The sequence below is a fragment of the Labrenzia sp. THAF191a genome, assembly GCF_009363335.1.
GTDB classification, from domain to species: Bacteria; Pseudomonadota; Alphaproteobacteria; order Rhizobiales; family Stappiaceae; genus Roseibium; species Roseibium algicola.
In genome coordinates, this window is sequence record NZ_CP045334.1 from 91,236 (window position 1) to 112,806 (window position 21,571).

19 protein-coding genes are annotated in these 21,571 nt (G+C 55.7%); 7 read left to right on the plus strand and 12 right to left on the minus strand.

Features of this window, described 5'->3' with window-relative positions; translation table 11 throughout:
- Positions 1-48: 48 nt before the first annotated feature.
- Positions 49-681, minus strand: coding sequence for a zeta toxin family protein (locus tag FIV05_RS28275; RefSeq protein WP_152508047.1), 633 nt, complete (start codon positions 679-681; stop codon positions 49-51).
- A 12-nt stretch (positions 682-693) separates the two neighbouring features.
- Positions 694-861: a hypothetical protein gene (locus tag FIV05_RS31720; protein ID WP_165222187.1), complete on the minus strand. Its 168-nt coding sequence runs from the start codon at positions 859-861 to the stop codon at positions 694-696.
- Positions 862-1,034: 173 nt separating this feature from the next.
- Between FIV05_RS31720 and FIV05_RS28280 the strand changes: the two genes are divergently transcribed.
- Entirely contained in the window at positions 1,035-1,382 is a 348-nt protein-coding gene (locus tag FIV05_RS28280) for a hypothetical protein (protein ID WP_152508048.1), read from the plus strand.
- Positions 1,383-1,746: 364 nt separating this feature from the next.
- Here FIV05_RS28280 and FIV05_RS28285 read toward each other — a convergent pair whose 3' ends face one another.
- The 4 genes from FIV05_RS28285 to FIV05_RS28300 all read right to left on the minus strand — a co-directional run bounded on the left by FIV05_RS28285 (position 1,747) and on the right by FIV05_RS28300 (position 7,394).
- Entirely contained in the window at positions 1,747-2,265 is a 519-nt protein-coding gene (locus FIV05_RS28285; protein ID WP_152508049.1) for a helix-turn-helix transcriptional regulator, read from the minus strand.
- Positions 2,266-2,942: 677 nt separating this feature from the next.
- Positions 2,943-5,912, minus strand: a complete 2,970-nt coding sequence (locus tag FIV05_RS28290) for a Tn3 family transposase (RefSeq protein WP_072495413.1) — start codon at positions 5,910-5,912, stop codon at positions 2,943-2,945.
- Positions 5,913-5,927: 15 nt separating this feature from the next.
- Positions 5,928-6,533: a recombinase family protein gene (locus FIV05_RS28295; protein WP_055971942.1), complete on the minus strand. Its 606-nt coding sequence runs from the start codon at positions 6,531-6,533 to the stop codon at positions 5,928-5,930.
- Between the two features lie 357 nt (positions 6,534-6,890).
- A complete protein-coding gene (locus FIV05_RS28300; protein ID WP_008188287.1) occupies positions 6,891-7,394 on the minus strand; it encodes a L,D-transpeptidase in 504 nt (167 codons plus the stop codon).
- A gap of 648 nt (positions 7,395-8,042) precedes the next feature.
- On the opposite strand from FIV05_RS28300, the gene FIV05_RS28305 reads away from it, so the two are divergent.
- Positions 8,043-10,178, plus strand: a complete 2,136-nt coding sequence (locus tag FIV05_RS28305; RefSeq protein ID WP_081450442.1) for a heavy metal translocating P-type ATPase — start codon at positions 8,043-8,045, stop codon at positions 10,176-10,178.
- Between the two features lie 319 nt (positions 10,179-10,497).
- Positions 10,498-11,280: a heparan-alpha-glucosaminide N-acetyltransferase gene (locus tag FIV05_RS28310; protein ID WP_286202352.1), complete on the plus strand. Its 783-nt coding sequence runs from the start codon at positions 10,498-10,500 to the stop codon at positions 11,278-11,280.
- 39 nt (positions 11,281-11,319) lie between these two features.
- Here the strand turns inward: FIV05_RS28310 and FIV05_RS28315 are convergent, their stop codons facing one another.
- Complete coding sequence (locus tag FIV05_RS28315; protein ID WP_040450304.1) at positions 11,320-12,300, minus strand: murein L,D-transpeptidase family protein; 981 nt, start codon at positions 12,298-12,300, stop codon at positions 11,320-11,322.
- Positions 12,301-12,549: 249 nt separating this feature from the next.
- Positions 12,550-13,134 carry a DedA family protein gene (locus FIV05_RS28320; protein ID WP_040450252.1) on the minus strand — a complete coding sequence of 195 codons (585 nt, stop codon included), beginning with the start codon at positions 13,132-13,134 and terminating at the stop codon, positions 12,550-12,552.
- A gap of 541 nt (positions 13,135-13,675) precedes the next feature.
- Here FIV05_RS28320 and FIV05_RS28325 point away from each other — a divergent pair.
- Entirely contained in the window at positions 13,676-14,293 is a 618-nt protein-coding gene (locus FIV05_RS28325) for a transglutaminase-like cysteine peptidase (protein WP_008188219.1), read from the plus strand.
- A 164-nt stretch (positions 14,294-14,457) separates the two neighbouring features.
- Here FIV05_RS28325 and phnE read toward each other — a convergent pair whose 3' ends face one another.
- Genes phnE through FIV05_RS28345 form a run of 4 tightly spaced genes read right to left on the minus strand, consistent with a single transcriptional unit; the run spans position 14,458 to position 18,678 of the window.
- Positions 14,458-15,201 carry a phosphonate ABC transporter, permease protein PhnE gene (gene phnE / locus FIV05_RS28330; protein WP_173014037.1) on the minus strand — a complete coding sequence of 248 codons (744 nt, stop codon included), beginning with the start codon at positions 15,199-15,201 and terminating at the stop codon, positions 14,458-14,460.
- Positions 15,201-15,971, minus strand: a complete 771-nt coding sequence (locus FIV05_RS28335; RefSeq protein ID WP_077294817.1) for an ATP-binding cassette domain-containing protein — start codon at positions 15,969-15,971, stop codon at positions 15,201-15,203. The genes phnE and FIV05_RS28335 overlap by 1 nt, the downstream gene beginning before the upstream one ends.
- Entirely contained in the window at positions 15,968-16,825 is an 858-nt protein-coding gene (locus tag FIV05_RS28340) for a phosphate/phosphite/phosphonate ABC transporter substrate-binding protein (RefSeq protein WP_008188307.1), read from the minus strand. Before FIV05_RS28340 ends, FIV05_RS28335 begins: the two co-directional genes overlap by 4 nt.
- On the minus strand, positions 16,825-18,678 hold the full coding sequence (locus FIV05_RS28345) for a cytochrome c peroxidase (protein ID WP_152512501.1): 1,854 nt from the start codon (positions 18,676-18,678) through the stop codon (positions 16,825-16,827). Before FIV05_RS28345 ends, FIV05_RS28340 begins: the two co-directional genes overlap by 1 nt.
- 119 nt (positions 18,679-18,797) lie before the next feature.
- Between FIV05_RS28345 and mntR the strand changes: the two genes are divergently transcribed.
- From mntR to FIV05_RS28360, 3 genes are all read left to right on the plus strand, one after another.
- On the plus strand, positions 18,798-19,253 hold the full coding sequence (mntR, locus tag FIV05_RS28350) for a manganese-binding transcriptional regulator MntR (RefSeq protein WP_062492097.1): 456 nt from the start codon (positions 18,798-18,800) through the stop codon (positions 19,251-19,253).
- Positions 19,254-19,622: 369 nt separating this feature from the next.
- Positions 19,623-20,012 (plus strand): hypothetical protein, encoded by a 390-nt coding sequence (locus tag FIV05_RS28355; RefSeq protein WP_209010120.1) that lies wholly within the window; start codon positions 19,623-19,625, stop codon positions 20,010-20,012.
- 128 nt (positions 20,013-20,140) lie between these two features.
- On the plus strand, positions 20,141-21,259 hold the full coding sequence (locus FIV05_RS28360) for an IS110 family transposase (protein WP_152508068.1): 1,119 nt from the start codon (positions 20,141-20,143) through the stop codon (positions 21,257-21,259).
- The last annotated feature ends 312 nt before the right edge of the window (positions 21,260-21,571 follow it).

Sequence of the window (21,571 nt, forward strand, 5' to 3'; positions counted from 1 at the left end):
GGTATTATTGCGCTGTTACACGGTACCCTTCATCCAGGGCACCAGCCCCTACTCGATCGCGGTTCGAAGACGGTACGTCTCCCCTACCCTTACGACGTCATAGGCTTCCATAACCCGACCTTCGAAAAGCCTGTGCAGCGGATTGCGACGATCAACGTCAGACCCGACGATCACGCCAGCACAGACGCGGAAAATCTCCCGGGGCTCGATACCGCTGTTGTCTATCAGCAGCGCCTCATCAGCGTATCTGAGGGCGCTAGACAGCATCCGCAGCGATCCTTCATGGCGCCGTCGGATGATGTCTTCCGGAATGTCGTGGCCGCCCTTCTCTACCCGACGCTGAACACGTTCGATGTTGAGCTCAACTGAATCCAGGGCGACGTAGTAGAGGCCGACATAGTACCCAGTCGCCTGGGCTCGGCTCATCAGATTGATTGACTGTTGGCTGCTCAAGGTGGTCTCAAAGACGAACGACTGCCGGGTCTCGATCATCTCACGGATCTTCATGAGTGCCGCCCTCCCCGCTGCCATGGCGGCTGCCCGGCCATCCCTGGATCCTGTGAGCTGTTTGGCAATCTCATCAGCGTTGACCCAAGCACCGTCGAGCTGCAGCTTGGCATACGCCGATGACTTGCCCGATCCGTTGGGACCGCCGAGAACGATACAGGTTGGCTGGGACAAAGAGTGACGACCTCAGGCGGCAGAAATGCGCTTTCTCTGCTCAAATGTTGCCTGATCCTCGGCCTCATTCTGGAGGTCACGAGCGGAGATCGGCAGTCCCAAGCGACGGCTCTCGGCAATCGCTTCGCGGCCGATCTGCTTCAGGGCTTCCTTGTTCTCGTCAAACTTCTTCAAGAGCATTTGCGGTCTCCTAAGGAAAGAATATAGCGCAGAGCGAGCCCGTCGGCAAATCAGGACTTTCCCAGATGAAGGCGTCAGGCGACGCGATCAAAAGCTGCAGATCTGCTCTTTGCGCGTCTAGAAAGAGGATGGTACCCTTCTGAATCCGTTGCAACGGGAAGGATGATCACGCCATGATAGACGAAGTAGTCGACCTTTCGAAAACGCTGGTTTGGACTGTCGGAATGATCACGCAAGCCGGTCCTGATGAACGTAAGAGAGTAGTCAATGCTTATCGCGAAGCGCAGGACCTGGTTGCGCAGATCCCCAAAACCGACGAAGGCGCACGGCCTCGTATTGTCGCTTGCTTCCATCGCTCGGATAAATACCGCGCTTTCGAAGATATCGCCTGCGTTGGCTGGATCCTGACGGCGATCGAGGAACGCGTCAATGAAGGCGACCTTCCCGATTGGCGAAAGCTTCGCAAGGTCGTGAAGAACGCGGTGAAGCTCCTGTCGGACCCTGCCCCGACGCTTCACTGAATGCAGTCAGGTCCGGCACACATCCGATGGTTAGACATTGCTTTTGGCCTGGTGATGCGGAACGGTTTTGGCGGGGGAAGTCGGCCCCGGCTTCCGCTTCGCGGCGCTATGCTAAGCCTCCTGCGGCTTCCCATTATCCGTCAAAACTGTGTCGAGAATTCCCGCTTTCCCGCCCTTTAAAGAGGGGCGGCGCTATGCTGAAAGCTCCGATGTTCTTCATTGTCCTTCTCGGATCTCGGACTGGCGCCGATCGATCCGAGCGGTGCCTTCGCCAGAAGGGGGGAAGGACGCCGCATGAGCGCCGGCTATTCGCCAATGGCGGCCGGCGCGCGGTGGAAACCAGAGCCAACCCATTGAGTGCAAGTTATGGCGCGGCTTTCGCCGCGCCATTCCCTTTCTGCTTCTCGATCGTCCGGGGCTCCATCGCAAGCACAAGATCATGCACCATCTTCAAGGTCGTATCGTCGAGCTTTTTCAGGTGGTCGACCGTTTCCTCCATCAGCTGGTCTCTCAGGGCTTCGCGTGACTCGGCTTTGGAGTGAGAGGGCTGTTCGTTGACGAGAGGATCGAAGAACTCTTCCGGGGTGATATTCAGGACTTCGAAAACGTGGAGCAGGCGTCCGACGGTCATCAAGGATGAGGCGTTTTCGTAGCGGGCGTAGGTTGCCTCCTTCACCCCTAGCAGCATGGCCACTTTGGCTTGCGCAAGTTGTCTGTCGGTTCGCAGGTCACGCAGCCTTTGCGCGACCAGCAGATCCAGTTGGCTGAGATCGATGATATTTCCGTCGAGCGGCTTGCGATAAACCGGATGATCTTTGTCTGGGTCTACAACGCGTTCAAGTCCGAGATAGCTTACCCACTGCTCGAGTCCGAAACCTGCCATTGCCACCAACCACACTGGAATTTCATCGTTGTTCCTCCGGGACAATTAAAGATGGTGCCTCGAAAGTCTACCCTGGATAGCTGCTTTGGCGCATCGCTTTGCGACCCCGCTCTATGCCTTCGGCACGGAGCCAGCAGACACTGTCTCCGCCCATTCGGGTGACGATCGGTTGCGCTGCGGCTTCGCCTCAAATCAGTTTCATCGCAGGCAAAATCCGTTCGGAACATTTACAGCCTCGCCCGATCGACCCATATTGGCTGTTGATCAAGTCAGGTCGTGGCAAGTCTCTAGCCCTTTCTTGTCGCGTGCCTACGGAGGCCGCCCTGCCTCGTATCGGGGCGGCCTTTCCCCTCCCCTACTGCTCTTCACAGTAATCAGCATCAGCGGTTTGCCGGCCTAGGCCAGGATAAAGCAGTGACGCCGGAGGCGTCCTGTCTGTTTCTTTGATGAGGGAAAGAGGAGCGCTGCCCCCTCTCCCTCACAAGGGGAAAAAACGGTCTCCCCGTCCTTCCTTCGCGCAGCCTTGGGGCAGCGCTTTGTGCAGGAGCGCCGCTGACACGACGCCCTTTCGGCTTTGCCTCGGGCGGGCGAACCCCCTCCGTTTTTATCCCCTTGCCACCCTCTCCCCCGCTGCTCCGCGCGAAGGGGCTCCGTGGGCATTTCTGCAATAATACCCGCTAAGGGAAAGCGAAGTTGTTTGGATTGAAACGGTTAGCGCGGATCGGCCTGAAGCGTTCGAGGGGTCGGTCAATTTCGTTCCAGAGATAGTCGCCGGTGAGTGCGATATGAGCCCAGGGAAGTGGTGCGACTTGGGAGAGCAGCTCGGCGGGAATATCGATGCCCTGGGTGCGGACATAATCGACAGCGCGGCTGAGATAGACGGTGTTCCACAGGATAATGGCGTTGACGACGAGGTTGAGACCTGACGCCCGATAGGCCATGGTTTCCGCCACGCGGTTGCGCAGCTCGCCAAGCTGGTGGAGGAAGACCGCCCGGGCAAGGGCGTGACGGCTTTCACCCTTGTTGAGGATGGCATGCGATCTGCGCCGGAGCTTGGTGTCGAGCAACCAGTCGCAGATGAAGATCGAGCGTTCAATCCGGCCCATTTCGCGTAGCGCCTGATTGAGCCGATTTTGCCGAGGCGATGCGGCAAGCTTCTTGAGGATGACGGACGGCGGCACGAGGCCCGCGCCAATCGATGACTTCAGCCGCAAGACCTCATCCCAGTGCTGCTCGATGACATCCATGTTGACGGCTCCCGAGATCAGCGCCCCGAGCGGGTCGTACGCCGCGTCGGGATCGATGACGAAGAGCCTGCGATTGCCGAGATTGCGGATACGAGGAATGAGCCTATAGCCGAAGCCATGGAACATAGCGAATGTCGTTTCGGTCGCGCCGGCGGTATCGGTTGCATGCTCATGGATTTCGACGGAGCTTTCGTTGTGAAGGAGGCCGTCGAGCACGTAGGGCGCTTCGCTCTCGGACGCCTGGATCATCCGGGAGAAGAAGGAGGCGAAACGATTGGACAGGAAGCCATAGACCGAAGCACCTGGTCTTTTGCCGTATTTTGCATTGTATTCGAGGCTGGCTTCACCGCGCCCGCCTGCCGGAAAGAACTGCCCGTCCGAGGAGGAGATATGACCGTCGCCCCAGACCGCGGCGAAGGGATGAGCCTGCTGCGCATCGACCAGCACGGCGGTCGCCGTAGCATAGGTTTCCGAGCGCAGATGCCTATCTACCATCAGCATCATCTGGTGGATCGTGACGCCGCGTGAGCTTTCCGCCATGCGTTCAGCACCGGCGTTGGTGGCGTCGGCAAGGATAGCGGCCATCAGCGCCGGCTCGTCGTTCGCCGTCTCGCCGGTGCGATAGTGTGTGAAGCTGTCAAGGAACCTGGTCCAGCTGTGGACCTCGGCAAGCAGGCTGGTGATCCTGATCCGGGGAACGAGGATGTAAAGACGCCGGCTGAGCGCGACGATCCCGTCACGCTCCTCCTCGCGGATCGGGGAGACCGACAAACCCTTGTCGGAAATAGCCGCATCCGGAATGGCGTTGGCGGCCGCCGCCCTTGCCAGCTCTTTGAGTTTCGCGTCGAGCGTGGCGGTGCGTTCGGCTCGCCATTCGGCAAAGCTGTCAGGGATGGCAAGCCCGAGCCGGCCTTCGGCGCGCATCAGGGCAAAGATCGGTCGAGGCAGAAGATAATCCTCGAAACTGCGCCATGCTCGGCTGCCATCAACCCATATGTCACCGGCCCGCAGGCGCTCCCGAAGGTGAACGAGTACCGCCACTTCCCAAGCCCGAAGGTCGATGGTGACACCGTCCGAGCGCACACGTCGCCGCCACTTGCGCGTCATGAACGCGAACGGCACCTGCGCGGGTAGTTTCCTGCCACTGTAGAGCGCACGCAGATGATCCACTGCCTTCAAAACCGGATCATCGGGACGAAACGACCGGAAAGAGAACGCGCCGAACATGAGCCTGCCCAGCTTTCGCAGCGATTTGTGCCGCTCTATGAGCTCATCGAATTCGTCGCTGCGATCGGGGCGCACGACGGACCTGGCTGCGGCCACGCTGGCGGTCAATCCGTCCCAGCCGAGTGAGACTGCAATTGCGGATGCGAGATCGGTGTTGTTCTCACGGGCGGCCAGAAGCGCCTCGCCAAGCTTGAGATGATCGAGCGCCACCCCATCAAGAATCTCGGCTTCTTTCAGCCGGCGTTCTGTGCGGCTCAGTTCAGCCTTGCGCCGGGTGCTGCCGATCAGTTTGCAGAACATGTCGATCGCAAGGTCGGTGATTGCCGCCTGCCTCTCGATGACGAACGCCGTCAGCGTGGCGTAGCGGCGCTCGGATGTAAGGCGTCGTATCTCACGGGCATGCAGAATGCGGGCGTCCCGGGCGATGATGCCATAGCGGTTGGCATGGATCGTTTTACGTCGCTCATCGGAAATCGCCGCCGAACGCAGAACCTCAAGCCGGGCAATCAGGCCCTTGAGGTTTTTCAGTTTCGTCCCCTCCGGCGCTTCCGCAATCCAGCCGAGATGGCTCCGATCGCCGGACCGATCGATGAGAAGCTGATCAAGCGCCTCGATGGACGGTTGCTCCATGCCCCGGATCAAGCCGCGATAAGCCTGTCGTCGCGCTGCCGCCCGGCCCGCCATCGCCAGACGTATCAGCAGTTCCGGCACAGGAACGAGCAGCTTCCTCTCCTTCAGGGCTTCGATCACGGCCTTGGTGATCGGCTCGCCTTGTTCGGTAGCGGCTGCCTCGCGTGCCGCCGCGGTGATCAGGGATCGATAATCGCTCGCCCGGACGGGCCGGAGATCCAGTGCGACGACAATCTCCCGCGTATGTTCTCGACGGGTTTCCTCCCGCTGGGCATAGAGTGCGAACACCGCAGCGTCGATGCCCAACTGGTCGGCGACAACGGAGACGACTGCCTGAGGCGGAACTTCCCCAGCGCGGAGCGGACGACCGAGATCACGCACCAGGGCGAGTTGGATGGCAAAACCCAGACGATTATGCGATCGGCGATGCGCCCTGGCGAAAGCGATGTCCTCAGCGGACAGCGCATAGCGCGCGAGGGCCTCTTCATAAACATCGGGTGGGTCGAACAGAACGGTGCGCGACTGCGCGTCGAGGAAGGCCATCGGTCACACCCGCTCTCAAACTGGGGGAGCAGGCTCATCTTCTTTGCCCGGTCCGGTCCATCCGGTTCGCCGCAATGTATCGATGAGAGTCGAGCGCGGCACCTTGAATGTCCGACACACCGACGCCTTGCTGGCGCCGGCTTCCAGCGCCGCCAGAATCTGCTCAACCTTTTCGGTGTCGATCGTCGGTGGCCTACCGCCCTTGCGACCGCGCCGGCGTGCCGCCGCCAGTCCAGCGTTGACCCGCTCCGTGATCAGCACTCTCTCGTATTCGGCGAGCGTGCCAAACAGGTTGAACAGGAACGCACCGTGCGAATTCGTCGTGTCGATAGCTTCCGTCAAAGAGCGGAAGGCGACCCCGCGCATCTTCAGATCCTCAACGATTCTGATCAGGTGGGAGAGTGATCGGCCCAGACGGTCGAGCTTCCAAACGACCAGCACGTCACCCTCGCACAATTCCGCAAGGCAAGCCTTCAGCCCCGGCCGATCGTCGCGCGCGCCCGAAGCGCGATCCTGATGCAGGTGACGCTGATCGACCCCGGCCGCGAGCAGGGCGTCGCGCTGCAAGGCAACCGACTGCCGCTCATCACCGCTCGATACCCGCATGTAACCGATCAACATGCACGACAAACCTCAAATTCCGTGTTGCCGCACAGTCTCACATTCCGACAGGGTTTGTCGCGCAAATAATTGCCCAGTCACCCCGTCGATTTCGACCCGCCGAACCGCTACGCGGAAATCATCTGTTTTCCGTCACACCAAAAATCTCTTAGCGGGTAATATTGCAGAGATTCCCACGGAGCCCCTTTCTCTCCATACGTAAAAGTCGATCAAAGCGGTCAGATGAAACGCTCGACAAATGATCGTCCAAAGCTCGTACTTGGGTTTCTGTCTTCTTGGGCTAATGCAGCCCTCATTTGTAAAGGCACGCGCCGGATGCAGCCACGTGCCTGACCAGAGTTTTCGGCTATTGGGTACTCACAAAACGACCACTCTTGTGCCTAAAGGCACGCGTTCATAGAGATCTTCAACATGAGCATTGATCATCCGAACGCAGCCGTTAGAGACGGATCGACCGATAGAGGAAGGTTCGGTGGTTCCATGGATCCGGTACATGGTGTCCCGACCGTTTCGATAAAGGTAAAGCGCTCTTGATCCAAGAGGGTTATTCGGTCCACCAGGGACACCATTTGCGTATTTCCGATATTTGCCGGGGTTACGACGTATCATGTTTGCGGTGGGACGCCAGCTTGGCCACTCCGCCTTGCGTTTTATTACCGCCTCCCCTTTCAGCGACAATCCCGCTTTGCCGACACCAATTCCATAGCGGCGCGCCCTGCCGAAACTCTGAACGAGGTAGAGGAAATGATTTTTCGTATCGACAACTATCGTCCCAGGAGGATAGGAAAAGTATCGTACGGATTGCGGTTCGAATTTGGGGTCGATCTTGAACTGTTTCTTGTCATGTGCATAAGCAGGCATGACAAAGGCTCCAACTGCTCCGACGGAGCCAATGAGTAAATTACGACGAGTAATCATCGCTTTTCTCCAAAAAATTACTAACGATCGCAGGAAGCTTTGCAGCGATAAAGCTGCCACGTGTCAGTAAATTCTTGGAGGCCTGTCTTCTGGCTTTGGATCTTTGGAAAAAAGGCCAAGCAATACAGTATCTTCCAAAACCAATTCCGCCTTCAAAAATCTCGGTTCCAACGAACCCGCAATTGACACGCAATCGACTCCACACTTGGCTAGTTTTTGAGACTTTGCTTGGTTGCTCGTTCGATTGCAGCACCTGAGGTTATGCGACGTGAGTGTTTCGGACACGATCGAGGCGTTTTGAACTGCTTTTTGGTCTGGAAGCACCGGCTCCCCGGCTGTCTGGGCAGCACCAATTGCGGCGGCGGAATGAAGCCCCGTATAAAACACAATCAGTATGGTTAAGACCCACTTACGCATTCGCAATACGTACAGATAAATTCTCAAGAAATCCATAACTGCGAAAACGGAAAATGAAATTTGAAACGCCAGCACTTTGACAAAGCTGTGAAATTGAAAAAAATCGCCTGCGTCACTTGAAGCTCTAGTTACTAGAGAGGCTATCTTGCAGAGAGAAAGTGCAAGAGGCCGCAAATGACTATACACCCCGACAGTTCAAAACTAATAGTCCGTTTCAGAGTCGAAGGCATGGATTGTGCCTCATGCGCTTCAAAGATCGACACCGCTTTACGCCGCTTGCCGGGGATTGAGGAGGTGGCAGTATCCGTGCCCGGAGCCAGTTTGTCGATCAGCCATGACGGTACGGTTTCCAAAAACCAGGTCATGCAGCGGGTAAGGCACCTCGGTTTTGGCATCGCGCCGGCCGAACCCATGTCGCAAAACCATGCGAGCCATGTTGCGGATCAACCATGGTGGAGGACACGCAAGGCTCTGTTGACGATTTCGTGCGGCATGGCACTCATCAGTGCTTTTTTGATTGGCCAACTAATTCCGGAAGCGGCGTATTGGGCGTTCTTGATTGCTATGCTAGTCGGTCTCGTTCCGGTGGCGCGCCGTGCGTTTGTGGCCGCCACATTGGGCAGCCCGTTTTCAATAGAAACGCTGATGACTGTCGCGGCGGTTGGTGCGGTGCTGATAGGGGCAACCGAAGAAGCTGCTGTTGTAGTCTTTCTCTTTCTGGTTGGTGAAATGTTGGAGGGTGTTGCTGCTGAGCGTGCGCGGGCCAGTATTGCGGGCCTCGCCGATTTGATTCCAAAGACTGCCTATCTGGAACAAGGAAATACCATCTCGGAAGTGCCCGCAGATAGGCTTTCTGTTGGCGACGTCATCGTTGTGAGGCCGGGTGATCGTATTGCCGCAGATGGGGAAATCACTGAAGGTTCGTCCGAGATAAACGAAGCACCTGTGACCGGCGAGAGTGTCCCCAGACGTAAGTCACAGGGGGACACAGTATATGCAGGAACCATTAGTCTAGACGGAGTTTTGCGCATCAGAGTGACTGCTGCCGCCGACGATAATACGATCGCCCGCGTGGTCCGTCTGGTCGAAGAGGCACAATCTAGTAAGGCACCGACCGAGCGGTTCATTGACCGGTTCTCACGCTACTATACGCCAGGGGTTCTTGTGTTGGGAGCTCTTATTGCGACGGTGCCGCCAGTCTTTGCTGGCGCTGACTGGAGCGAATGGATCTACAAGGGACTTGCCATTCTCTTGATTGGCTGCCCTTGCGCCCTGGTTATTTCCACACCGGCGGCAGTTGCCGCCGGTCTGGCGAGCGGGGCTCGGCGCGGCCTCCTAATGAAGGGGGGCGCCGTGCTTGAGGGTTTTTCAGCGATAACGGCGGTGGCTTTCGACAAAACCGGAACTCTCACAGAAGGACGGCCGGTGGTTACCGATATCAGGTCATTTGGGAGCAGCGATCAGCGGTTGCTGAGCCTTGCGGCAGCATTGGAGCAGGGATCGAACCATCCACTTGCTCTCGCAGTTTTGCAAAAGGCTGCCTCGGAGAATGCACCCATTCCGCCTGCATCCGAAGCACGCGCGGTCACCGGGAAAGGCGTCGAAGGGCGGGTTGGCGGTGTGCCGGTTTTTCTTGGATCCGCGACCGCTGCTCGCGACCGGGTCAGCATGACTGAAAATCAGATTGCGGTTGTAGATGCGTTCAATGCCGAGGGCAAAACTGTTTCTGTGCTGCTTGTAGACAACAAGGTTTCCGCTCTTTTCGCCATGCGTGACGAACCAAGGACAGATGCGATAGACGGTCTCGCTTCCTTAAAGACGAAGGGAATCCGCACGCTGATGCTGACGGGCGATAACACCCGAACTGCCACGGCGATTGCAGACACGCTTGGCATCGAGCCGCGTGCGGACCTTCTACCGCAAGACAAGCAACGGGTCGTGAATGAACTACGCGCGGACGGCCTGAAAGTTGCCAAGGTGGGAGACGGCATCAACGACGCGCCGGCTCTGGCCGCCGCGGATATCGGCATCGCCATGGGAGGGGGCACGGATGTGGCACTTGAAACTGCCGACGCTGCCATATTGCATGGGCGGGTGATGGACGTTGCCAAGATGATAAACCTGTCTCATGCGGTGATGAGGAACATTAAACTGAACGTGGGGATGGCTCTGGGCCTGAAAACTTTGTTTTTGGTGACGACCGTTTTGGGTGTAACCGGTCTTTGGCCAGCAATCCTTGCCGACACAGGCGCAACAGTACTCGTCACCGCAAATGCTATGCGGCTCCTGGCATGGAAAGGGGAAACCTGAATTCAAGCGGGTTGGGGCTGGATGCGCAGCGTTTTCAACAAGTGAAACAGCTCTAATCGACATTACCGAGACTAAATGAACGCCTTCCAGGATTTCAGACCAAACAAAACCGCCGAAGAAAACTTTGCGACAAAACTGTATCTTTGGCCACCGTCAGGTGCTTGGTGCACTTTGACGACCCAGTATGGTTAAGCATTCGTAGCCAATATTGATCGGGATATTTCAGCACCATTCGTTCACTTGGAATTTAGAGCCGGTCCGCCAAACTGGGTTTGCAGGTCTTCCCGGTTAGAACAATGATGTACCAATCACGTTTTCTGTGGCCGAAAGAGGTTTAACTGCCCGCGAGATGATTAGTTCAGGCAATGATCACGAAAGTCTATCAAATCAGCGAATTTTGCTGATCGATACCGTTCGCGGTGTTGCTATTTTTGGCGTTGTGCTTTTTCACTTTGTTTGGGATCTCGAGTTTTCAGGTTTAATCGACGGAATCGCGTTCCATCCTGTTTGGCTTGCATTCGGCCGCCTGCTCGCCGGAACTTTCATGTTTCTGGTTGGCGTGAGCCTTGTCCTTGCGCACGGTAAAGGACTCAAACTAAATAGATTTGTAACACGTGTGGCGATGATCGGTGCAGCTGCGATTTCGATTTCATTCGTCACGTGGATCGCATTTCCGCAGACCTACATTTTTTTCGGCATCTTGCACGCGATTGCGGTTTCTTCTCTTTTGGGTGTTCTGTTTCTAAATTTGCCCGCCCTGGTCTCACTAATCTCGGGAGCTGGCTTACTCATCCTGCCGCAGTTCTTAAAATTGGAACTGTTCAACACCCGGTGGCTCGCATGGATTGGCGTGTCTAGTTCCCCCCCACCCAGCAACGATTTCGTTCCAATTCTGCCATGGGCCGGATTGACCTTGATCGGCGTTTTTCTAGCCAAGATTTTTTACAAAAAGAGCGGCGATTCACGCTCATTTCCCGATCTGCACAATACCAAACTGACCAGGATCCTATCCTGGATGGGGCGCAACAGTTTATTGATATACTTGGTTCACCAGCCATTGCTCCTCGTTATCATTCTGCCCGTCGCGCGAATGCTTCGCTAAGGCAGAGGCTCCAATTAAATTTCACAACACCAAAAAAATTCATTGCTGAGACAACAAAGGTTTGTATGGGTCGGACAGCGCTGCTTTTGGTCTGCTAACCGGTACGGCGCTACTCGATGTTTTCCTCGCGAGGAATTCAGCTCCCCTTTCCAAAAGAACATTTCGAAACCTAGAGTGCATTCCACCGTCGGCGTAAGAACTTACGATATTGCCGCCCCCTTCCCGAAGTTGTTCAACTGAGCTTAGGTCAGCAGCAATCTTTTCTGAAACTCTTTGCGGTGGTTGTTCCAACTGCGGGCACTGTCCAAGTGGGCCGTAGTCAGCTCCTGGGTCCTTCGCTGCTCCAAAACGATATCTTCCTTCGCAAAATCGGAATTCTGGCGGACGCCGCAGGACTTCGAACGTGGTGGAAGCTTCTTTGAGGTCCAGCCAGAAACTGAGGTTTGGATTGTCGTAGTGCCTCGCAAGATTTTCAGGTGTCATGCGAAAAGGGAGTGATTGCACCTGCACGGAAGGTTGCCCGGCGCGCAATGCGTCCCGAACTAGAGCATACACTTCGGTGATTTGCTCGTCTGTGATTGCGAAGCACCCGGAAGACGAGCAGGCTCCGTGGACCATGAGCGCAGTTCCAGAGTAACCCTTCGCGCGCTCGAGTTTGTTCGGATACCCCAAATCAAATGAAAGGAAATACTTGGAGTTGGGGTTTAGCCTCCCGAGCGTGACTTCATATATGCCTTCAGGTGCCTGGCGATCACCTTCTGCTCGTTTGGGACCCAGATCGCCGGACCAACGACACATCTCGTATGTTTTTAGGAGGACATAATCGCCGGCGCGTCTTTTTTTCCAAACCTCAAGCTCACTTTCCTGTTTAAAAATTCGGATAAAAACGGGATCCGATCCCTTGACCCCTTTGTTGCGCATCAACGCCGTGACCTTGTATGGAATTGCAATTTCTCCGCGTGATTCCATTTCGAGTGACGAACCTACACATCCCGCGAGCAGAAGCGTGAAAATTGTCATGCTCACACTCAGCACCCTACGGGCGATTTGTGCCTGTTTAAACATCTCCAAATGCATAACTACCTGACACTTCGTTAGGAGACTCACATCTCGGGAGAGCTGTGTTCATTATTCGATTTCCGCGCTGTACGAATTCGTCGAGAGCTTTTGGCTCTCTCGCAACTCAGAAAGAACAGAGCTGTTACATATACAAGCACAGTAGCTGCACATTTAATTATCGGGAAAAGTGGTTATTATTTGTTTTTGACACTAGGGGGTTCGTAATCCCTTTTGCGCACTCGTCAAATTATTGCGATAGACAAGCCACACCAAACTTGCGAATACCCCTAGCGCGACAACGCTAAGCCAGCCCCAGTTACGTTCTACAGTCTCTACTATCGCAACACCAAACACATATCCAAACGCAACTAGCAACATGGTCCACAAGGCAGCAGATCCTGCGTTGAAAACAGTGAAACGCAACCAGGACATATTGCTTAACCCGACCGGAAATGCGCCGATCGTTCGCATACCTTTTGGATATCGGTACAAAAAAATGTATTTGGCTCCGTGCCTCGCAAGCAAGCCTTCAGCTCGTTTGACAATCACACCTAATCTTGGCAGCCGGCTTGTCAAATAGTCACCATATCGCCGCGCAAGATAAAACCGTGCTTCATCTCCTAAGTATCCGCCAAGAAAGGATGCCGCAGATACTGCAAATATCGAAAGATCACCAGTGCTGGCAAAGATAGCAGCAAACAGCGGCAGAGCCCCACTTTTCATCGCACAATAGAAAAAAAGTATCCCGTATACCAAGTACGAATTTAATCTGATCCATTCTTCAAGCGCGTCCATCGACAATACCCAGCCAACATATCGGTACTGTACCTACGACGTTGGAACTGTGTTGGATTGTTTTTCCAAGGTAGCAGTGAGAGGCTTTCTGCGAGGGCCGTCTTTTTCGGCCGTAAGGCCATTCTCAAAAAGGTTGAATTGTCACGAGCGGGATCAGGCCGCCTGTAGTTGTTGGACGTATGCTGTGGAACCTCGGTTGGTCGCGGCGATCCAATCAATGGGTTGCTCTGCCTCCAAAAAACTTTCCGAAATATTCACCTGAATTGCCTTCTGGATTTCTTTTTAAACTCTCGATTGTCAGGGGGCACGCCAAATCCTCCTTTATTTAATTCAAGGACCATCAACGGAAGAAATGTAAGCATATCAGTCGGTTGCAGGAAAAAGATAAAATTTTAGACAAGTCTAATTAGATTTATAGTAAAAAGCAATTCAAATATTTGTATATATTTCTTTTTATTTGATTTAATACTTACCGCGAAGCTTTTATTCAAATAAAATTCAAGATGACATCGTGAGGCCAGCCTTAAGGGAGGGCTTTGGGATGAAAAGACTACAAAATATACTTCTGCCAACAACTTTTCTGGCATTGTTGGTAACTTCTTCCGCGTCTGCGTCAGCCGATACCGGGCGCTTTATGGACATGAACCAAGACGTAAAAGCACCCATCGGATACGTACAGTTTTGCCAAGACAACATTGGTGCTTGTTCAAATGAACGCTATGAGCCGGTCGTCGTAAAATTGACGGAAGAAAGATGGCAGGAATTGCTCGCGATTAACACGGATGTAAATCGTCGTGTTCGGCCAATGACCGATGACGATCTCTATGGCAAACCAGAGTATTGGACCTACCCAGACGGCGGATATGGAGATTGTGAGGAATATGTCCTTGAAAAGCAACGAGAGCTTCTAAATGCGGGATGGCCGCGCAGCACTCTGCTAATCACCGTCGCAAAGGACCTCCAGAATGGTGGTCATGCTGTGCTGACAGTCCGCACAGACTACGGAGACATGATATTGGACAACCAAGCTGAAACAGTTCTGCCTTGGTATTCGACGCCGTACCGATACATTAAACGTCAATCTCCGTATTCCGCCGCGCTTTGGACCGGGATTGACGACGCCCGCGTGACCACTGTTGCCAGCGTACCAAGGAAGTAACGGTTTACTCTAGACGTCCAGGAGCCTTCCTTTGGGACTGCGGTCTTAGTTGATGCGCAGAACAGTGAGGAATGAGCCCGCTGATTAGGCTTCGGAATTAATTGCGTTCTTAAGGCCGCAGCTTCTTTGGACATCATGATAAGTTCGAAAAGCTGCACATCTAATCAGGAGAAGCGTTTCTGCAAAGCGGTGTTCACGGCTTCTGATAGCAGCACGAGAACAATGATCGCCAGCGTCACTGTCGCGGCCTTGTCGTACTGAAACGAGCGGACGTAGGTCTGAACATAAAGGCCGATGCCGCCCGCGCCGACGATGCCGAGAATCAGGCTCTCGCGCAAATTCAGTTCGAACCGGAAGACGGTATCGCGCAGGACCACCGGCGCCATTTGCGGCCAGATCCCCCAGCGCAATTGCTGCAATCTGTTGGCGCCCGCGCTTTCCAGTGCCTTCACGGGCTCAGGCGAGACGGTATCGATCGCCTCGGCGTAGAATTTCGCCAGCATACCCGTCGCGTGAAATGTCACTGCCAGGATACCGGGCAACGGTCCAAGGCCGACTGCACCGACCATCAGCATGGCAACCAGGATCAGCGGAATTGCCCGCACGATCGCAAGCAGCGATCGGACGGGCCGCCAGATTGCCGGCGGAACCAGTGTTTCCGCTGCCAAAATGCCAAGAACGACGGAAAACAGGACGGCGAAGAAAGTTCCCAGAATGGCAATGCGCAGGGTCTCCGCCAGACCTTGCAAAACTTCCGGCCAAATGGACATGTCTGGCGGCAGCATCCGGCCGAAAAATTCGCCCAGGCGCGCCTTTGCGCCGGGGAGCTTTTCCAATCCCATATCTGCGCTTCCCAGTGACCACAAGATGGCAGCGGCCAGCACAAGCCAGGTCACGGTGCGCGACATCAACTCACCACACGCAGTTCGGCGCTCGGAGACGCGCCATGATAAAGCTCCGAAATATCGGCAGCGCTTACCTGCCCCGAAGGCCGGTCGAAGAGCAGTTTGCCGTCGCGCAGGCCGATGATGCGATCGGCGAAACGCTGTGACAGCTCCGGCTGATGCGAGCTGAAGACGACGGTGATGCCGCGTTTGCGGGCAGCACCTGTAATCAGGCCGAGAATTTTCTCGGCATTGGCCGGGTCGAGATTGCTGACCGGTTCGTCTGCCAGGATCAGTTTCGGTTCCTGGGCCAGACACCGGGCGATGGCGGTGCGTTGCCGTTGTCCGCCGGAGAGTTTGTCCGCGCGGCGCGCGGCCAGATCGGTCAATCCGGTATCCTCCAGAACACCGGAGACGACAAGGTGATCGCGTTCACCGAAGCGGCTCCAGAGCGATTGCCAGGTCCGCATCCGGCCAAGCCTTCCGTTCATCACGTTCTGGTAAACGCTCAACCGGTCAACCAGCGCGAATTCCTGGAAAATGAAGCCTACCTCCGATCTTGCATCTCTCGGGGGACGTGCTGTCGCCGAGTAAGGTGTCTCCAGAACTTCTGCCGTACCGCGCCAGTTCCGCAACCGCCCGTCGAGAAGTGCCAGCAGGGTTGACTTTCCCGCCCCTGACGGCCCCAGAAACGCAACGGTCTCTCCTTCCTTCAGGGTCAGGGAGATATTCGACAGGGCTGGATGCTCATCGAACTGATGCGTAACATCGCAAAGGGCGGCGGCAACACTCATTTCAGGAAACCATAGCGCCGCGCGGTTTCGCGAACGCCTTCATAGACCTCCGGGTCAGCGGTAACATAGCCGTCCGGGCCGTAGAGATAGGCCAGCAGATAGCGGTTTTCCGGATCGTTCAGGCTAAGCATCACGTTAACGAACCTTGTCTGCAATCCGGCATCGAGACCGGGGCGTGCAATGACCGCATGACTCGGGATCTGTTCCGATTCCGCCAGAACCCTGACTTCTGCCTGCTGGTCCGGCGTTAAAAAGAGATCCGCATATTGGCTCGCTCCGGCGGCATCGACCAGTCCGTTAGCCATGGCCTGCATCGCCTGCTGGTATCCGCCTGCGAAGAATTTCCGGCCGAAAAAGCTGTCGGCGTCATCAGTTCCGGAGATCAGGCCTTCGCGGACAAACAGATCCAGTGGATAAATATAACCGGATTCCGATACAGGGTCTGCGAAGGCAATGTCACGCCCCTTGAGATCGGCAAGGGTTTCAATGCCGCTGTCCTTGCGGACGAAGACCCGTCCGGAGTAGCTGGGCTGACCCCGATAGACTTCCGACAAAAGCGGTACGGCTCCGAGCTGATCTTCCGCGAGAACAAATGGTAGGGCGCCCATGAAGGAAATGTCGGCATCGCCGTTTCGAAGCGCTTCGACTGCGGCTGCATGGTCAAAAGTGACGAAACCGATGACGGGGACACCCATGTGCTCCGACAGCCAGCCGGTGATGACTTTGATATCTCCCAGAAGCTTTTCCGGGTTCTCCTGCGGAATGAAGGCCAAGGTCAGGCCCTCCTCGGCAGCGAGAGCCGGCAGGACGAAGCTGGCGGAGGCAGCGGCCAGGAACGTGCGGCGGTTCAGCATCAAAACATCCTCTCGTCAATTGCGGCCTGCATGGTATTGAACTTTTGCCATTGCTGTTCCGCCTCGCCCCAGTCTCCTTCAGCGCTGGCATCGCCCACGGCCCTCAGGATAGCGCTGAGTTCATAGATTTCGGGTTTTGCCGCCTGATTGGTCATCACGCTGGCGTCGGCTGCAAGATCCGGCGCAACCGTGTCGATGAGCAACGCGATATTCTGGGCATCACGGGCGGGCAGAAGTGTGTCCAGGGTCGACGCGAAGGTGGTCAGCTCTTCCCAGGACAGGCGGAAGACACTGTCACGGCCTTCAAAGCGCTGATAGGGCTCTTCGCCATCGCCGATGGCTTCCAGATACGCCGTCAGGTCTGCTCGTTGCTCTTCGTCCAACCCAAGATTCCTGGTGTCGTTGAACCAATCCACAACGCTGGCCAGCGTCGGCAGCGAACCGTCATGCATATAGGGGGCGGTGAAGTTAATGTTGCGCAGCGTTGGCGTTTCGAAGGCTGTGGCCGTGCCTCCGGGGAAAGGCCGCTCTGAGCTCCCGATATCGTGTGTCAGTCCATCCGTGAAGTTCTGATCCGGCGTGTGGCAGGACGCGCAGGACTTGCCGTTCAGTCCTGGAAAATCAGTATTGAAGATGGCTTCACCCTGCTTTGCCGCGTCGGAGGCCTTGTCGGTCAGCCGGCCTGCCCGGTCGATTTTCGGGTTCGGCAGCCAGTCGAACTCACGGACATAGGCGACTAGCGCATCAAGCTGGAACGGGGTCGGCTCCTTGCCGGCAAATTCGGTAACGATCACGTTGCGGATGAAGCGGCGCAGACTGGGTTCGCGTCCGTCACGGCCATAAGGCGCGGTGAACCGTATACCGCGCATCGACGGCGTATCGAGGTGATCGTCCTTCCGGTCATTGAACATCGGATTGAAGAAAGCACCGTCGACATCCATCCCCCCGGGGCGATAGCTGAGGCCCGGAATGAAGAACTCCCTGTTGATGTCAGATCTGTTATGGCAGGTGGAACAGGCAATCCCAAGTTCCTGCGCCGGACCGCCGAAGATCTCAGGACTGTCAAACAGCATGTCGCCATAAGCGACAAGCGGCAGGTTGGCTTCGTCTTCACCGGCTTCCTCGAATTGAAGAATAAGGCGCGGCAGCTCGCTTTGATCGGCGATGTTTGATCCCGGAGGCAATGTTGCGGGCAGTTTCACTTCCGGTCCAGAAAGGAAAACCGTTTCCGGAACAGGAGCCAGCTTGTCACGAGTTGCAAATTCTGCCGGCAAGTAGTTGGTACGAATGTAATCGGAAACATCTTTGCGGGCGTTTGCGAATTCTGACTTGTTGCTTTCCTGTCCGCCTTGGCCCAGAACGCCGCCACTGCCTAGGGACGAGTTCAGGATGAGCCATGCCCTGCCAAGCTGGCGAGCGGCAGGCTCATCGACGGTGCGAATAGCATCTTCAAAGGCGCGGTAAAGCGTTTCGGCCTTGGCCAACTCAGTGGCTGCTTCCGGAGTTCCGAGCCCGGCATCCGCATTTTCCAGGTGACGCAGTATCCCCTGAGCAACGATGACCGTTGCCGCTTCAAACAGCGCCTGCCTGTCCTGCACCTGAAGAGCACTGTTAAGAGCAGCGGCTTCCTCGTCACTTGCCCGGGAAACCGCGGCATCCGGAAGTGAGCTGCCTGGAACGGCACGGTTCCAGCTGGCTTCGATTTTCTCCCAGGGGACTGGGGAAAGGTTTCCCAGAAACAAGGTGTGCCGATAGGCGGCTGCACGTGGAGCCCAGAGGGCTTCTTTGATTGCGGTGGCTTGCGCGATGACCGGAACAAGGCAGATCACCGCGCTGGCAAGGAGAGTTTTCATAGCTACGCCTATTAAGTTTAGCTCTGGCAAATTTTCTTAGGGTAATCTAACACATTGTCAAGTGGCAAATTTCGCGGCATACACAATCACAATGAAAACAAAGAGGATGTGTTCCATTCATGACCGGTCCTTCACCCAAGGTGTCCGATAGAAGTGTCGATGAACAGGCCAGCGGGTTCGAGGCTGTGCGCACCGCGCACCAGAGTGAAATGGTCGAGGACTATGTGGAACTCATCGCGGAACTGATTCACCTGAACGGGTCTGCGCGTCCGGTCGAAATTGCCGAGCGGCTCGGTGTTGCGCAGCCGACGGTATCGAAAAATCTTGCTAGGCTGAAGCGAGAAGGACTTATCCTTCAGGAGCGCTACCGCGATATCCGCTTGACCGAGGCGGGCCGCCAACTGGCGGAAGCCTGCCGCAAGCGGCACAGGATTGTCGTCGATTTCCTGATTACACTAGGAATTTCCGCGGAAGTGGCCGAGCAAGACGCGGAAGGTATCGAGCATCATGTCAGCGAAGAGACGCTGAAAGTGTTTCAGGATTTCGTGAAAAGAAACGCGTCCGGCGCCGACTGAGCACCGCTCGAGTTGGCGGCAACTTTTCGTCAAATCAATCTTCTAAACCCAGCAAAGAGCATATTGAGTGGAATGGGACCAACCTGTGCACTCAACGCGAAGCCGCAAAACTAAATGAAACCCCGCTGTGGGTCGTGCAGCGACTTATCCTTGATCGGCCAGAAACTCTAATCGCAAGTTGTACAGCTGGCGAAGCAAGATCAGCTCCAAGGAAGAAGGCCAGCGCGAGCAATCGACCTTCGAATGAACCGGATTTAGGCATCCAACAACAGGTTGACGGTTAACCCAGAACGTTGGCTTGAACACGTCTCCGGTTTGTTCGAGCTGGCGGCATTTTGACACCTGTGAAACACCTCGGACACCTTCTAGATGCTCAGGATCAGTCCTCGAAATTCGTTCAAAATGGCGGCGATGAAGAACAAAGTTCCTAATGAAAACGGCCGGAAGCCGATTCTAAAAAAGCTGACCGACTCCTGTGTTTCACATCCGATGATTTCGGTCGGGTTGTATGTCTGTGCCGTGTCGCTGTTTTTCTTTATCTTTCCCGGTGCCGATATTTGGTCGACCGGATTGTTTTATTCAGAAGTTTTCGGTTTCTGGGCGAAGAACATGGCGTTTCTCAGAGACGTAAGGTATCTCGGCATATTTCTCGTTCAGGTGGTTGCGACTACTTGTGTTGCTGTGTTCGTTCTGAAGTTGCTTATCCCCGATCGTCCACCGCTCAGTACCCCTCCGGTGAAGGCCGTCTTGCTGGCGTAGGCTGAAGACTGCCAGTCCTAGTGATAGCACTAGACCGTATGTTCGTTGGCGAGGGCCGCTTACCCACGCTGTAGATTGTGTGGGCTCTGGAATTGGCCAGGGCGACCTACCGACCAGCGAGGGAAGACATGACAAACGAGCACGCAGCTTTCATCGGCCTAGACACATCAAAGTTGAAGATTTCGGTGGCGATTGCCGACGGCGAGCGCAATGGCGAGGTACGGTTTCTGGGCGACATATCCTCGGAACCATCTTCGGTAGCAGCAATGGTCAAGAAATTGGCTAAGCGTGGGGCAAAGCTCCACTTCTGCTATGAAGCCGGCCCTACCGGGTATGGGCTCTATAGGCAAATCGTTGAATTGGGTCACGAATGCAGTGTTGTCGCGCCGTCATTGGTACCAAAGCGTGCCGGTGATCGCGTAAAAACCAATCGTCGCGATGCTATCAGTCTTGCGAGGCTCCATCGAGCTGGCGAGTTGACACCTGTCTGGGTGCCGGATGAAGCGCATGAAGCAGTTCGCGACCTCGTCCGTGCCCGCGACGCGGCTTTCGAGGCACAAAAACAGGCGCGACAACAACTCAATTCGTTCTTACTCCGCCATGGCCGATACTATGCAGGACGGAAAGCCTGGACCCGCGCGCATGGACGGTGGCTGGCATCTCAAGCGTTCGATCATCCCGCGCATCAAATATTGCTCGCCGAATATTGTCAGACCGTTGAGGACGCCGGAGTTCGTCTTGATCGACTGAACAAACTGATTGGAGAAACTTCTTCCTCGTGGTCAATGGCCCCAGTGGTCGCCGCGTACCAGGCGATGCGCGGGGTGGCGTTCATGACAGCCGTTACGTTGGTGGTCGAAATTGGAGATGTCCGTCGGTTCGACAGCCCACGGCAGTTGATGGCTTATCTCGGACTCGTCCCTACAGAAAGTTCAACGGGCGATCGCGTCAGACGCGGAGGGATCACTAAAGCAGGCAATGCTCGGGCGCGCCGAGCGCTGATTGAGGGGGCCTGGACATACCGTTATCCAGCACGGATCAGCCCCACAATCAGCGCGAGACTGGCAGGCCTGCCGAAGTCGGTCTGCGTGATTGCTTGGAAAGGGCAAGTGAGGCTGTGCACTCGATATCGAAGACTGATAAGTGCCGGCAAGGCCAAGACAGTCGCCGTGACAGCCATCGCGCGAGAAATGGCCGCCTTCATATGGGCGATCGGGCAAGAAGTAGAGCCCCTCAGTAAACCTTGAAACAGGCCTGCTGCACGTCCGATCAGGTCCTCTTGGAAAACATTATCTGTTGATCAAAGTTGGAGGCAGGGCCGCGGTGGGGAACCCTCGATACTCCTATGTGGCAGATTTATTCTACGCCCGACACTAGACCGAGGCAGCCCCAGACGAACAAACGGAAATGCGGTAATCAACCCGCGAATAAGAGTATGCCAACCGTCGTCGAAATGCCTTGCCTCCTGCTTTGTTCAACGGTGTTGATTAGCCGCATCCGCCTCAAGGCGGCGGGGAAGTTGTGTCTCCACCTCTTGTAAACGAACATAAGAGGAGTAG

Bases quoted from the DNA above. Each gene is read 5' to 3' on its own strand.
- FIV05_RS28300 (WP_008188287.1), bottom strand. From the start codon at position 7,394: ATGCCTGCTTATGCACATGACAAGAAACAGTTCAAGATCGACCCCAAA.
- FIV05_RS28325 (WP_008188219.1), top strand. From the start codon at position 13,676: ATGAAAAGACTACAAAATATACTTCTGCCAACAACTTTTCTGGCATTG.
- FIV05_RS28355 (WP_209010120.1), top strand. From the start codon at position 19,623: ATGCTCAGGATCAGTCCTCGAAATTCGTTCAAAATGGCGGCGATGAAG.
- FIV05_RS28305 (WP_081450442.1), top strand. From the start codon at position 8,043: ATGACTATACACCCCGACAGTTCAAAACTAATAGTCCGTTTCAGAGTC.
- FIV05_RS28360 (WP_152508068.1), top strand. From the start codon at position 20,141: ATGACAAACGAGCACGCAGCTTTCATCGGCCTAGACACATCAAAGTTG.
- FIV05_RS28290 (WP_072495413.1), bottom strand. From the start codon at position 5,912: ATGGCCTTCCTCGACGCGCAGTCGCGCACCGTTCTGTTCGACCCACCC.
- FIV05_RS28320 (WP_040450252.1), bottom strand. From the start codon at position 13,134: ATGGACGCGCTTGAAGAATGGATCAGATTAAATTCGTACTTGGTATAC.
- phnE (WP_173014037.1), bottom strand. From the start codon at position 15,201: ATGTCGCGCACCGTGACCTGGCTTGTGCTGGCCGCTGCCATCTTGTGG.
- FIV05_RS28295 (WP_055971942.1), bottom strand. From the start codon at position 6,533: ATGTTGATCGGTTACATGCGGGTATCGAGCGGTGATGAGCGGCAGTCG.
- FIV05_RS28345 (WP_152512501.1), bottom strand. From the start codon at position 18,678: ATGAAAACTCTCCTTGCCAGCGCGGTGATCTGCCTTGTTCCGGTCATC.
- FIV05_RS28280 (WP_152508048.1), top strand. From the start codon at position 1,035: ATGATAGACGAAGTAGTCGACCTTTCGAAAACGCTGGTTTGGACTGTC.
- mntR (WP_062492097.1), top strand. From the start codon at position 18,798: ATGACCGGTCCTTCACCCAAGGTGTCCGATAGAAGTGTCGATGAACAG.
- FIV05_RS28340 (WP_008188307.1), bottom strand. From the start codon at position 16,825: ATGCTGAACCGCCGCACGTTCCTGGCCGCTGCCTCCGCCAGCTTCGTC.
- FIV05_RS28335 (WP_077294817.1), bottom strand. From the start codon at position 15,971: ATGAGTGTTGCCGCCGCCCTTTGCGATGTTACGCATCAGTTCGATGAG.
- FIV05_RS28285 (WP_152508049.1), bottom strand. From the start codon at position 2,265: ATGGCAGGTTTCGGACTCGAGCAGTGGGTAAGCTATCTCGGACTTGAA.
- FIV05_RS28315 (WP_040450304.1), bottom strand. From the start codon at position 12,300: ATGACAATTTTCACGCTTCTGCTCGCGGGATGTGTAGGTTCGTCACTC.
- FIV05_RS31720 (WP_165222187.1), bottom strand. From the start codon at position 861: ATGCTCTTGAAGAAGTTTGACGAGAACAAGGAAGCCCTGAAGCAGATC.